The 12,749-nt window shown below is 62.3% G+C and carries 14 protein-coding genes; 7 read left to right on the top strand and 7 right to left on the bottom strand.

Annotated features, from left to right (window positions below):
* Positions 1-11 precede the first annotated feature (11 nt).
* A complete protein-coding gene (gene eglC, locus ACZYHG_RS14460) occupies positions 12-1,502 on the bottom strand; it encodes an endo-1,3-1,4-beta-glycanase EglC (RefSeq protein ID WP_464614358.1) in 1,491 nt (496 codons plus the stop codon).
* A 348-nt stretch (positions 1,503-1,850) separates the two neighbouring features.
* Positions 1,851-2,729: a DMT family transporter gene (locus tag ACZYHG_RS14455; protein ID WP_464614689.1), complete on the bottom strand. Its 879-nt coding sequence runs from the start codon at positions 2,727-2,729 to the stop codon at positions 1,851-1,853.
* A 250-nt stretch (positions 2,730-2,979) separates the two neighbouring features.
* On the opposite strand from ACZYHG_RS14455, the gene ACZYHG_RS14450 reads away from it, so the two are divergent.
* The 5 genes from ACZYHG_RS14450 to ACZYHG_RS14430 all read left to right on the top strand — a co-directional run bounded on the left by ACZYHG_RS14450 (position 2,980) and on the right by ACZYHG_RS14430 (position 6,287).
* Positions 2,980-3,309, top strand: a complete 330-nt coding sequence (locus tag ACZYHG_RS14450) for a PadR family transcriptional regulator (RefSeq protein WP_464614357.1) — start codon at positions 2,980-2,982, stop codon at positions 3,307-3,309.
* Between the two features lie 2 nt (positions 3,310-3,311).
* A complete protein-coding gene (locus ACZYHG_RS14445; protein WP_464614356.1) occupies positions 3,312-3,677 on the top strand; it encodes a DUF1048 domain-containing protein in 366 nt (121 codons plus the stop codon).
* A 122-nt stretch (positions 3,678-3,799) separates the two neighbouring features.
* Positions 3,800-4,204 (top strand): YciI family protein, encoded by a 405-nt coding sequence (locus ACZYHG_RS14440; protein WP_027030574.1) that lies wholly within the window; start codon positions 3,800-3,802, stop codon positions 4,202-4,204.
* The gene (locus ACZYHG_RS14435; protein ID WP_464614355.1) at positions 4,201-5,442 is read left to right on the top strand and encodes an RNA polymerase sigma factor; all 1,242 of its coding nucleotides are present in this window, start codon (positions 4,201-4,203) and stop codon (positions 5,440-5,442) included. Before ACZYHG_RS14440 ends, ACZYHG_RS14435 begins: the two co-directional genes overlap by 4 nt.
* 173 nt (positions 5,443-5,615) lie before the next feature.
* Complete coding sequence (locus ACZYHG_RS14430; protein WP_464614354.1) at positions 5,616-6,287, top strand: hypothetical protein; 672 nt, start codon at positions 5,616-5,618, stop codon at positions 6,285-6,287.
* 18 nt (positions 6,288-6,305) lie between these two features.
* On the opposite strand, the gene ACZYHG_RS14425 is transcribed toward ACZYHG_RS14430, so the two are convergent.
* Genes ACZYHG_RS14425 through ACZYHG_RS14415 form a run of 3 tightly spaced genes read right to left on the bottom strand, consistent with a single transcriptional unit; the run spans position 6,306 to position 9,530 of the window.
* Complete coding sequence (locus ACZYHG_RS14425; RefSeq protein WP_464614353.1) at positions 6,306-7,868, bottom strand: DHA2 family efflux MFS transporter permease subunit; 1,563 nt, start codon at positions 7,866-7,868, stop codon at positions 6,306-6,308.
* A gap of 7 nt (positions 7,869-7,875) precedes the next feature.
* Positions 7,876-8,979 (bottom strand): HlyD family secretion protein, encoded by a 1,104-nt coding sequence (locus ACZYHG_RS14420; RefSeq protein ID WP_464614352.1) that lies wholly within the window; start codon positions 8,977-8,979, stop codon positions 7,876-7,878.
* Positions 8,976-9,530, bottom strand: coding sequence for a winged helix-turn-helix transcriptional regulator (locus ACZYHG_RS14415; protein WP_464614351.1), 555 nt, complete (start codon positions 9,528-9,530; stop codon positions 8,976-8,978). The genes ACZYHG_RS14420 and ACZYHG_RS14415 overlap by 4 nt, the downstream gene beginning before the upstream one ends.
* Positions 9,531-9,785: 255 nt before the next feature.
* Between ACZYHG_RS14415 and ACZYHG_RS14410 the strand changes: the two genes are divergently transcribed.
* Positions 9,786-10,595, top strand: a complete 810-nt coding sequence (locus tag ACZYHG_RS14410; RefSeq protein WP_464614350.1) for an MBL fold metallo-hydrolase — start codon at positions 9,786-9,788, stop codon at positions 10,593-10,595.
* Positions 10,596-10,739: 144 nt separating this feature from the next.
* Here the strand turns inward: ACZYHG_RS14410 and ACZYHG_RS14405 are convergent, their stop codons facing one another.
* Positions 10,740-11,345 (bottom strand): NADPH-dependent FMN reductase, encoded by a 606-nt coding sequence (locus ACZYHG_RS14405; protein ID WP_464614349.1) that lies wholly within the window; start codon positions 11,343-11,345, stop codon positions 10,740-10,742.
* A gap of 91 nt (positions 11,346-11,436) precedes the next feature.
* Between ACZYHG_RS14405 and ACZYHG_RS14400 the strand changes: the two genes are divergently transcribed.
* Positions 11,437-11,805, top strand: a complete 369-nt coding sequence (locus ACZYHG_RS14400; RefSeq protein ID WP_464614348.1) for a winged helix-turn-helix transcriptional regulator — start codon at positions 11,437-11,439, stop codon at positions 11,803-11,805.
* 495 nt (positions 11,806-12,300) lie between these two features.
* On the opposite strand, the gene ACZYHG_RS14395 is transcribed toward ACZYHG_RS14400, so the two are convergent.
* Positions 12,301-12,696: an acyl-CoA thioesterase gene (locus ACZYHG_RS14395; RefSeq protein WP_464614347.1), complete on the bottom strand. Its 396-nt coding sequence runs from the start codon at positions 12,694-12,696 to the stop codon at positions 12,301-12,303.
* Positions 12,697-12,749: the final 53 nt, after the last annotated feature.

The raw sequence follows: 12,749 nt of genomic DNA, 5'->3' as shown, positions 1-12,749 counted from the left end.
ATCCCGAGACCTTACGCGTGGCCCCCGAATTCGGAACCGCCATGCAGCGTGCTGCTGGCGATACTGTGCGTGCCAGTGCTGGATGTAGTGCTGCTGCTGGTGATGTTCAGCGCGTTTGCCGGAGCACTGTCCAGCGTATAGGCGCGGACGTAGTCGATCTTCATCTCGGCCGGCGTGGCCAAATGATCCGGAGGAGTGCCGGCCAAGCCGCCGACCGCGAGATCGACCAGCATGTACATGGGCTTGTTCATGTCGGACGGGGTCGCCGCTTCCGCGACCTGCACACCGTCATAGGTCCAGACAAGCTTGTCCGGCGTCCAGAGCAGGCCATAGGTGTGGAAACCGGCGGGGTCCGAGACGCTCACTGTCGACGTGACCTTGGTGTGCGTTCCGGTCTCATTCGAGTGCGCCGTCATGATCAGCGAGTTCGGGGCTTGGCCGATCGTCTCCACGACATCGAGCTCCGGCGGCCACGAACCGTCTTCCGGAAGCAGCCAGAAGGCCGGCCAGGCGCCGGCGTGCTCTGGCAGTTCGGCCCGCATTTCGAAATAGCCATAGGTCTGCGAGAAGGTGTCGTGGGTCGTCAGGATGCCTGAAGTGTATTCATAATTGTTGATCAGCGGCTTGATGTCCGCCGGCGCCTGGGCCGCGGTGATGGTGAGCACGCCGTTGTTCACGCTGAACGGGTGGACCGAACTCGTCGGTGCGTAATTGGCGTCGATATACCATTGCAGCTCGTTGTTGCTGCTCAAGGTGCTGCCGTTCGGCGCTCCCCACGAGAAGTTGGTATCCCAGGTGCCGCCCTGGCTATTGTGAAGGTTCAGCGTGTTGAAATCGTCGCTGAAGGACAGGCTCATTGCGGACTTGTCGATCGGCAATTCGAACTGGCCGGGCTGCAGCTTGTCGATGGTCGTGTCCTTGAACTCGAGGATCTCGCCGGATCCGAGGTTCAACAGCACGTTCGATCCCGCCTGGACCATGTTTGAGTGGATGGCGTCGAACGACGTGAACCCATAGCCATTCAGGCGGACGGTGTCAGTGGCGGCAAAATTCGCTATCAGATCGCTTCCATTGCCTTTCGAGACGATGAAAGTGTCGTAACCACCGCCGCCGTCGATCAGCACATCGTTTCCCGCACCGCCGTCCAGCGTCTGGTGCCCGGCCTGGGCGGTGATAATGTTGTCCAACCCGTTCCCGAAAGCATAGTTGTTGGCGTTTGTGACGACGAGGTTCTCGACATTGTCGGGGAGCTTGTAGCTCATCCATGTGCTGATCGTGTCGATGCCTGCCCCAGCGCCCTCGGCCACCTTGTTGCTCGCCGCATAGAGGTAATAGACGTCATCGCCTGTGCCGCCGTGCATGGTGACGCCGGTTGCTCCGTAGAACGAGTCGTTTCCGGAGCTGCCGTACAAGTCCGGCCCGGCCCCTGCCGCCGAGTACCAATGGGTGGAAGCGCCGCTGTAGGGAAGAGGAACGCCTAGGGCGTTGACGAAGAAGCTCATCGGATAAATCCTTCTCCTGATGCCTCGCCTGCCTGGATCGTTCGATTCCAGGTGACCGCATCCGGACCAAAATCGCCATGCAAGATCGCGTTCCAGGAGCTTGCCACATAGTTCACCATTACATCGAACATTCAGTGACGTTTTCGGAACTGGAAGCACAACAACCCGACGGATGGTCTACAGATCGTAATTCGGCTGACGAAATATTTAATAAAATTTAACAAGAAGCAGATATACTTACGATCATGCTTGATTCAGGCCACGCACAGGCGCTCCCTGCTTTTGATAGGATCGTGCAATTTCTGCGTTGAGAACTACGCGTCGACGCGTCGTGGGGGGCGCTTCGCCTCAAACCGCGGCTTCGATCGGCTCGGCAAGTCTGGGGTTCGAGCGCGCTGCGATGAGGCAGCTGGCCACGATGAGGCCGGCTCCCGCCAGCGTGGTCCAGGTCACCGCCTCCTCGAAGAAAAACCAGCCAAGCACGATCGCCCAGATGAAGGCCGAGTACTCCGTTGGAATCAGATATTGCGCTTCTGCCCGCGCATAGGCCCAGCTCATCAGGAATTGGCCGGTGAGCGACAGCGCCGTCACTCCGGCCAGCGGAAGCCAGAGATTGCCAGGCAAGGCAACGGCTAGCCAAGGTGCCGCGAGAGCAAGCATGATCGCCAGACAAAGGTTCTGGAACAGCATGATCTCGATGGGTTTGGCCACCTGCGCCTGTTGCCGCGCCAGGATCAGATTGTAGGCGTAGAACGCCGTCGAGGCGAGAACCGCCACCGTGCCAAGCAAGGCATCCCTGGCATAGGTCGCATGCCCGAATTGGCCGGCTATGATGACGACAACACCGGCCATGCCGGCCAGGGAGGCCCAGATCGCTTGCCGCTGTATTTTCTCCCCCAGCAACAGCGTCGCCAGCAAGAGAGCAAAAAGCGGCGCTACGAAACTGAGCCCGATCGCCTCCGCAAGCGGCAGCCTGGCAAGCCCCCAGAAAAACGACAGCAGGACGATGCCGACAACCGCGGCACGCAGCGCATGCAGCCTCAGCACGGAAGGCGACGGAAGCGAGCGCGGCCCCGCCAGCCAGCCTGCGCCCGCAATGACGGTCGCCAGCAGGCTGCGCCAAAGCACCGTGTTGTAAACGCCGACCGCGATGACCAGCACCTTCATCGCCGCATCCATGCCGGACAGCAGGAAGATAGCGAACGCGCAGACGAGCACCGGGATCATGGGGGAAACGGCACGGGCCAGATTCGATGATTTCACGCGGGCTTACTCGATGTGACGGATGCAGCCTGACATATCAGCGCAAACTGGCAGGGCCAGATGGCAGCCTCGCCCATATGGCGGTCCAACCCGGATCAGCCAGGGCTGCAAGGGTACGCCCGGCAACTCCCGCATCACGCAAAGCTTGACGGCATCTAATTAGCAGTGCTAAGTACCAGTAGTCAGCAACACTGAGTAGATTGAAAGGTGCTCCATGGGCAAGCAGATGACGGAGATGCTCAAAGGCACGCTGGAGGGCATCATCCTGGCGATCCTGTCCGTGCAGCGCGCCTATGGCTACGAGATCACGGCGCTGTTGCGAAAACAGGGCTTTTCGGACATCGCCGAAGGCACCGTCTACGCCCTGCTCGTCAGGATCGAGCAAAAGGGCCTCGTCGACGTGGAGAAGATTCCGTCCCAGATGGGGCCACCGCGCAAGGTGTATTCGATCAACGCTCAGGGACAGGACTATCTCGAAGAGTTCTGGAGGACGTGGAACTTCCTCGCGGAACGGCTCGAACAGCTCCACACGGAAAGGAAATAGACATGGCTACAAATTGGATCGAGAAGGTCACAGGGTCGATCGAGCAGAAGAAGCGCTACTGGCAGTACAAGGCGCGGACGGAACGGCTCCCCGCGAACTATCGCGCGGTGATCGAGGCGCTGAACCGCTACCTGATGTACTTCGGGGCGATTACGAACGGGGACACCATGGTGTCGATGCTGGAGGATCTCGCCGACCTCTTCGAACAAAGCGCGGCGAACGGCACGCCGATCCGCGCGATCGTCGGCGAGAACCCTGTCGAGTTCGTCGAGACGTTTCTCCAGAACTATTCGGAGGGCCAGTGGATCAACAAGGAGCGGAAGCGGCTGATCGACACCATTGACCGCATCGCGGCCAACGGGCCGTAGCGAAAACCTTGATCGATCCGCAAAGAAGCGCTTCGGCTGGACGGAGATTCTTCGCGCCGCTGTCGATTTCGCCATCTCCCGTTCGTCATATGATCGAACCAACCCAACCAAGGAGAAAGACCATGCGGTTCATGATGCTGATGATCCCCGGCGGCTACGCGGAGGCAGCGCCCGATGTCATGCCCGATGCCAAGGCGGTGGAGGGGATGATGAAATACAATGAGGAGCTGAAGAAGGCCGGCGTGCTGCTGGCGCTCGACGGGCTGCATCCGCCGTCATCGGGCGCGCGGGTCAGCTACAAGGGCGGCAAACCTGCCGTCACCGACGGGCCGTTCGCGGAGGTCAAGGAAGTGCTGGGCGGCTATTGGGTGATCGACGTGCGCTCGCGTGAAGAGGCCATCGAATGGGCCCGCCGCTGCCCGGCCGGCGAGAATGACGTGATCGAGGTTCGCCGCGTCTTCGAGATCAGCGAGTTCCCCGAGGACGTCCAGAAGGTGGCAGAAAGCTTTGGCGAGCTGAACGGTTGACAGCCGCAGCCACCATCGAAGCGGTTTGGCGGATCGAGCAGCCGAAGCTCACCGCCAGGCTCGTGCGCTATCTCAGGGACATCGGGCTGGCCGAGGAGATTGCGCAAGACGCCTTCCTGCTGGCGCTGGAGCGCTGGCCCCGGGACGGCATTCCGCGCAACCCGGCCGCCTGGTTGACCGAGGTTGCTGGGAATCGCGCACTCGACCGGCTGCGCCGCACCACCATGATCGACGGCAAGCATCGTGAACTCGCCATCGACCTCACCGAGCTTGAGCGCGAGATGCCCGACATCGAGGCCGTGCTCGACGAGGATATCGACGACGACCTTTTGCGGCTGATCTTCACCGCTTGCCATCCACTTTTGCCGGCCGAGCAGCGCGCGGCACTCGCCCTGCGGCTCTTGGGCGGGTTGTCGACGCTGGAGATCGCTCGCGCCTTCCTGGTGCCCGAAGCCACCATCGCCCAGCGCATCGTGCGCGCCAAGCGGACGCTTCGCGATGCCGGCATCCCATTCGAAACGCCGCGCGGCCAGGAGCGTCGCGAACGCCTCGCCGCCGTGCTGGAGGTGGTCTATCTCACCTTCAACGAAGGCTATGTGGCGACCACAGGCCCGGACTGGCTGCGCGCCGATCTCTGCGGCGAAGCGCTGCGCCTTGGCCGTTCGCTGGCGGCGCTGATGCCTGACGAGCCTGAGGTGCTGGGGCTGGTGTCGCTGATGGAGCTCAACGCCTCGCGCTTTCCCGCCCGCACCGGCAAAGCGGGCGAACCGATCCTGCTGCTCGACCAGGACCGCGGCCGATGGAACTGGTCGCTGATCCGGCGCGGCCTCGACGGCCTGAGCCGCGCCATGACCCTGACGCCGGCGCCCGGCCCCTATCTCTTGCAGGCGATGATCGCCGCCTGCCATAGCCGCGCGGCAACAGCCGCCGACACCGACTGGATCGCAATCGCCGCATACTATCAAGCCCTTGCGCTTGCCGCCCCTTCGCCCATCGTCGAAATCAACCGGGCAGTGGCCGTCGGCATGGCGTTCGGACCGGCGCAGGGCCTCGCCATCGTCGAGGCGCTGAAGGACGAACCGCGCCTGAAGGACTCGCACCTCTTGCCCACGGTGCGCGGCGATCTTCTGGAGAAACTGGGACATCAGGCGGAAGCCCGCGCGGCGTTCCGCCAGGCCGCCCAGTTCACCGGCAATGAGAGGGAGCGTGCGCTGTTGCTCGCCCGCGCGGGTGACTAGGCAATCGCCTGCCTCGGCTCCAACCGCGAGCCGGTTCGTGACGCGGACGCCACCATCGACGCAGTGCGGTTCAGCGCAGGGCTTGTTGGGTCGATGGTCAGCCTGTATCGTCCATGACAGTCTTGGTGGCGGCTCTTGCCTGCAAAGCAGTGCCGGCCATGGGAGGCGGACCGTTGAGTTCAGACCAGGCACAAGACGTCAACCAGATCATTGCCTATGGCACCGGCAAGGCCGCGTTGAAATTCATCGCCACATCGGCGCTTGTTCTCGTCGTCGGGCTCATCGTCGCCTTCGGGGCCAAGAACTGGCTGTTGGGTCTTCCGGTGGCGGCTGCGGCTGCCTTCGCGACTGTCTGGCAAACGAACGGATGGCTGACCGCCGAGCCATTCTTGCGGCTATCGCCGGACGGGTTGCGCCTCAATCTCGACGGCTATGTCTTTCTCGACGTCCCCTGGCGGGAGGTGGAGGACATTTCCTGGCTCGACATTACCTTCGAGGTTGTGAAGAGGCGATGGGGCACGTCTTGGTATCGCTGGGGCAAAGACCAGTACCGGGATGTCACCGCGCTGCAGGTTTCCGAGGCATTCACAGATGAAACGATCATGCCTCTGTGGAGGGCTGTCTACCGAAACAGCAGGGGGCCAAAGCGGCTCGGCATCGGTCTGGTGACCTTCACATTCGCCCCGAACCTCACGGCCTCGCGCCTGGGCAACATTTTCCCGACCCAGGATGGCAAACGGTTTGTCGCGCTGCCTCATGAGGTGCTCTCCACCGACCGCGACCGGCTTCGCGCCGAAGTCGAAGCCCGCTGGCAGGCTTTCGGCAAAAGGACGGCCACGGACTAAGCGTTTGCCCTGATCGCTTCAGTGTGCGCCCGGAGGCAGAGGCTTGGGTGTGACATTGCGCAGGAAGGGAACCAGCGCGGTCGCGATGACGAACGCTGCCATGATCACCAGGAACGCGTCGGCGTAGGCCATGGTCGATGCCTCGCGATAGGCCAGTTGCCACAGCTGCTTCAGCGCGGCGGTATGACCGTCCGCAATGGCGCCGGGCAACTGTCCGTAGCGCTGGCCGACAGTGTCGACGAGGCGCATCGCGGCCTCGTTCTGTGGGGTCAGGTGCGAGGCGATCGTCAGGAAATGGAAGTTGGTGCGGTCGTTGAGGATCGCGCCGCAAATGGCGATGCCGACCGCACCGCCGAGATTGCGCATCGTGTTGAACAGGCCGCTGGCATATTTCAGCCTTTCGGGCGGCAGGCTGCCGAGCCCGAGATTGACGCTTGGCGCGACGGCGAAGACCTGCGGGAAGCCGCGGAACAATTGCGGGATCAGAAGCTCCGCCGCGCCCCACTGGCTTGTGATGGCGCTAAAGCTCCACATCGACGCGCCGAAGGAGGCCAGCCCAAACATCATCAGCCAGCGCGTGTCGAAGCGCTTGGCGAGGAAGATGTAGACGGGAACGCCGACCATCGAGGCGACACCGGTGGAGAACACCGCCGTCCCGGTCTGAAAAGCGTCGTAGCCGCGCACGTACCCCAGGAACAGCGGCGTCAGATAGATCGTGGCGAAGATGCCGATGCCGGTGACGAAGGACAGAAAGCAGCCAATGGCGAAATTGCGGTTGCCGAAAGCGCGGAAATCGACCACCGGCTGCGAATAGGTCAGGCTGCGAATGACGAACAGAACCATCGTGACACTGGCAACGATGGCGCCATTTCGGATCGTTGCATCGTCGAACCAGTTCCAGCGCGTGCCCTCTTCCAGCACATATTCGGCCGTGCCGAGACTGACGGCCATCAGCACCATGCCGATATAGTCGGCGCCCTTCAGCAGTGAAGGATCGGCCTTGTCGATCTTGACCAGCGCCGCGACGAGGATGGTGATGATGGTGCCCGGAATGACGTTGACATAGAACAGCCAGTGCCAGTTCAGCGTGTCGCTGATCCAGCCGCCGATGACGGGGCCGAGCGTCGGCGCGATCGAGGCGATGCTGCCGACCACGGCCGCTGCGTAGACACGCCTCGGCCCCTGGAAATAGTGGAACGACGAGGTGAACACCGTCGGGATCATCGAGGCGCCGAGCAGCCCCTGCAGCGCGCGGAACACGATCATGCTTTCGATGCTCCAGGCGAAGCCGCACAGCATGCTGGCCAAGGTGAACCCGGCCGCGGAGATGGTGAACAGCCAGCGTGTCGAGAACACCCGGGTGAGCCAGCCCGACAGCGGGATGACGATGATTTCCGCCACCAGATAGGAGGTCTGCACCCAGCCGATCTGGTCCTGCGCCGCCGACAGGCCGCCGCCAATATCCTGCAGCGAGGAGGCGACGATCTGGATGTCGAGCAGCGCGATGAACATCCCCACGCACATCACCATGAACGGCAGAATGCCTGAGAAGAAGGACTGTTTTTCGGCGCGCTCTGGCATGGCGTCCTCAGCGCGACGCGGTATCGACGGTCACGACGGTCGACAGGCCTGGCCGCAACGCGACCTTGTTGCCCTGGTCCTGGTCAATGGTGATCCGAACGGGAACGCGCTGGACGATCTTGGTGAAATTGCCGGTGGCGTTCTGCGCCGGGATGACGCTGAAGATCGCTCCCGTGGCTGGCCCCAGGCTGGTGACATGGCCCTTGAGCGACTGGTCGGGCGCAATATCCGAATAGACCGTCGCCGTCTGTCCGTTTGTCATGCTGCGCAGCTGGTCCTCCTTGAAATTGGCATCGACCCACAGCCCGGTCTGCGGGACGATCGTCAAGAGATAGCTGCCCGGCGAGACATAGGTGCCGACCTGCGCCAGCCTGTTGCCAACGAGGCCATCGATGGGCGAGCGGATCTGCGTGAAACCGAGATCGAGCTCGGCCGTGTCGAGATCGGCCTTGGCGGCCGAAACGGCGGCGGTCGCTTCCGCAATCTGGGTGTTGAGCACAGCGAGCTGTTGCCGCGCGGCGGCAAGCCCGGCTCGGGAGGCGGCAACGGAAGCCTTCGCCTGGCTGTCGGCGGCAAGGCTTCTCTGCGCGTCCTGCTGCGTGCCAGCCTTGGTGCTGGCCAGAACCGCATAGCGTTGGGCGTCCTGGGTGGTGAACGTAGCGGCGGCGCTCTTGGCGTCGAGATCGGCCTCGGCCTGTTCGATCAGCGAATTCTGCAGCGAGACCTGGGCACGGAGATTGTCCAGCGCCGATTGCTGCTGCTGGACAGAAGCCTGAGCGCGGTCCACGGCGGCTTTGAACGGCCGGTCGTCGATGCGGATGATGAGCTGGCCCGCATCGACATGCTGGTTATCCTCGACGAGGATCTGGTCGATATGCCCGGCGACCCGTGGCGCCAGCGGCGTGACATTGCCGCCGACATAAGCATCGTCGGTCGACATCAGGAAACGGCCCGCCTGCCACCACTGAAAGCCATACCAGCCGGCGACGCCCACGGCGATCGCGGCGCCCAGCATGACGAACGGCTTGCGGCGGCTTTTTGCAGGCGCGGGTACCGGGACGACCGATGGCTGCGCAGGCTGCAACTCGGCAGCGGAAAGAACCTTGTTCATTTGCCTCGCGCCTCTTCACGGCTTTGATCAGCTGGCGTGTTGTCGGTGAGCGGCAGGCCGGAGCCCTCTGTGCTGAAGCGATAGCGCTGCCGCATGCGATCGGTAGCCCTGGGCGCCGTCGCCATGGTGAAGCCATCGCTGTCGAGCTCCTTGCCGGTCTGGCGATCGACCAGAACCGGCTCGGCCCAGCGCCCGTCAGCCTTGTCCACAATCACCAGGCTTGGGCCTTCGGGCGCGAGATGCTTGTTGCCCCAGGCAAGCAGGGACAACAGCACCGGGCGGAAATCGCGCGCCTTGGCGGTTAGCACATATTCATGGCGAAGCGGCCGTTCGCAGTAGGCGCGTTTCTCGAACAGGCCGCGCTCGACCAGGCTGTTCAGCCGGCGTGTGAGAATGTTGGGCGCGATCTCCAGGCTCTTCTGAAACTGGTCGAAACGCGTCAGCCCCTGGAACGCGTCGCGCAGCAGCAAAATGCTCCACCACTCGCCGACATCGTCGAGGCTGCGCGCGATCGGGCATGGGCGTGTTTCGAAGCTTGTTTTGGCGACCATGATCGGAGTCTCTTTCATAATGAAAGCGACTTATAGCCAAGTTAGTTTCATTATGCAAGTCACTCGCATGTGATCGGACGGGGGTGGCCCTCTTTCTTCCTTGGAGATCGTGGATGGAGCCCCCATCCGGCCCACTGGATGAAACAGGTCTTAACAGGTACGCCGCTGGTCGCTCGCTGATGAGCTGGACCGGGCGGGTTGCGGACACTGGCTACTCATCGCAGACTGTCTGACGTCTTCAGAACGGAACGGCAAATGCACCGCATAGCTTCGGGCGAACTTCATTGGACCTACACTCTCGGCGACCTGCGCATCACCGCCTTGCGCGATGGCTATGTCGACATGCCGATCAGGCGGCTTCGGCAACCCGGCGACAAGCCATTTGGCGATGACTTGCCGGACCAGGTCACGCTGGTTGGCGGTCAACTCAGGCTCTCTGTCAACGCCTTCGCGATTGACGATGGACACGGGATCATCTTGATCGATACCGGCGCCTCGAATGCCTGGCACCCGACCATGGGCCGGCTGCCCCAGGCGCTGGATGAAGCCGGCATCGATGTCGGACGTGTCAGCACCGTCTGCTTCACCCATACTCATCTCGATCACATCCATGGTCTTGTGCTTGCCGATGGCGGCGACGCGTTCCCCCGCCTGACGCGCCTGCTTGTTCCCAGGGAAGAGCTCGGCCTGTTTCGCGCCGAAGCGCGACTTGAACGATTTCACGGCATGGCGGAACCATTCGAAGCGGGAGACCGTGTCGGGGCATATGTCGACATCATCGGCGCTCACGGCCATGAAGTCGGTCACAGCTGCTTTCGCGTTTCCAGTGGCAGCGAGCGCATTTTGATTTGGGGCGACACCGTTCACGTCCCATCGCTTCAGTTCGATCGGCCTGAGGTGACATGGGAATTCGATGCGGATCAGGACCAGGCGCGTGAGAGCCGGTTGCGGTTGCTGGCGCTTGCGGCGGACGACAATCATTTCGTTGCCGGCGCGCATCTGGATTCGCCCGGCATTGGCCGTTTTGTCAGGTCCGGCGGCAGCTTTCGGTTTGAACCGCTATAACCAGAGCAATTCCAGGAAACGTGTGAAACGGTTTTCCCGGGAAAAGCGCTTAGCGCTTTCCCTAGGAAATTGCGTCAAAACAAAGAGTTAGGGCGGCGCAAGCGCCGCCCCATATCCCTTGGGAGGATGATCTCAAAAAGGCGATCAGGCCGCCTTGATTTCCTCGTCGACCACATCGGCAGCGCGTGCCTTCTTCAGCGCCTTGGCCCACCAGGCGACGTCGTTGACCAGTGCTGTGGCGGCCTGGTTCAGATGCTCAAGGTCTTCAAGCTTCTTCTCGCCCTGGCGCACGGCGAGGAAGTCGCCCCAGGCGATGTGGACGGCGGACTTGACCGGCGCCATCTGCAGCTCGACGGCATGGAGGCGGAGTTGCTCGACGGCACGGGCGCCGCCGACGCTGCCATAGCCGACAAAGCCGGCCGGCTTCTTGTTCCATTCATTGGCGGCGTAGTCGATGGCGTTCTTCAGCACGGCCGTCGGGCCGTGATTGTACTCGGCGGCGGTGAAGATGAAGCCGTCATATTCGGCAACCTTCTTCTGCCAGCGCTGCGCCACCTCGTTGGTCGACGGCACCCAGGCGGAGGATGCGACTTCGTCGAAGAAGGGCAGCGGGAAGTCGCGCAGGTCGACGATCTCGACGTCGATGTCGGCATGCGACTTGGCGATTTTGGCGATCCATTGGGTGGGCACATCGGCGAAGCGCGCGGCGCGCGTCGAACCGACGATGATGGCGATTTTCGGCTTTGACATGGGGGCTCTCCATTCCAGTATAAAGCTGGTATCGTTTGGATACCGGCGCTATATGAGATACTGTCAACTCCCGACGCAAGGAGGCACCGTTTTGTTACTGAGGCACCCGCACAACACCGAGGACTGCCGCGCAATCTCGGAAATCCTGCAGCGCGTCGGCGACAAATGGACCGTGCTTGTGGTCGGCAAGCTTGGCGATGGACCCCTGCGTTTCAACGAGTTGCGCGCGGCCGTCGGCGGCATCTCGCAAAAGATGCTGACCACCACCTTGCGCGGGCTGGAACGCGACGGCTTCGTCACCCGCACCGTGTTCCCGACCATTCCGCCGCGCGTCGATTATGAACTGACCGAACTCGGTCACGAACTGTTGGTACCGGTCAGCGCGCTCGGCGATTGGGCACGCAGGAACACCCAGCGCGTCCAGGCGGCGCGCGAAAAATTCGACGGCGTGCGCGCCTGAAACCCTTGCACGGCAAGGTATCTTGAGTTTCGCGGTGAGGAAATTTGCCTGATGACAGGCGAACTGGCGGCTCTCTAGATGCGGCCTGGCAGCACTGTTTTATGATCGACCACTGACGTGTCGCCTTGACGACGAAAACCGCATGCCAAGGGCAACCAGTCAGGCTCTCGACGCCATGCCTTCGCAAGGCGCCGGGCTGCAGGGCGCGCATGTCGCGGCGGACTTCCTGACGCTTTTGTTGATATGCAAGCAAGCGGTGCGCGGAAGGTCGTCCTTGACCGCGGCATAAGCGGTTACGCCGAGCAGGCAGATCAAAGCGAAAAGGGCTGCCACGAGCCAGCCGTTCAGCATGTGTTGACGCATTGTTTCTCCCCCAATGCCGTCACAATCGGACGTGAAGGCAACCATAGGATGTCGCCAAGCGCATCGCCCGCACGGGTGATGTTACAATTGCGCTACATTAGGAGAACGAGGGATTGGGAGAACGGGCTTTGGTCAGCTTTCGGCCGGAACGGCCTTCGGCTTGCCATCGCCGTCCAGCGCCACCATGACGAAATCGGCGTGGGTGACCTTTTCCATCAGGTCGGAGAGATAGCGCTGCGCCCAGGCCTCGACCTTGAGCGTCATCGAGGTGCGGCCGACGCGCTCGACATGGGTGTAGATGCACAGCGTGTCGCCGATCTTCATCGCCTTGGCGAAGGACATCTCCTTGACCGCCGCCGTCACCACGCGGCCCCTGGCGCGCTCGGCGGCGCGAATGCCGCAGGCAAGGTCCATCTGCGCCATCACCCAGCCGCCAAAGATGTCGCCGGCAGCATTGGCGTCCGAAGGCATGGCCAGCGTGCGCAGCGTCAGATCCCCGATCGGCCGTCCATCCGCGTATTGCACCATGCGAGAAATCCCTGCGATCGATTGCCCTCGATCCCGTAGCGTCACGGCGCTGA

Source organism: Mesorhizobium subarcticum, assembly GCF_055456085.1.
The sequence above is the reverse complement of the archived record's forward strand: the minus strand, read 5'-3'. Positions and strand labels throughout refer to the sequence as shown.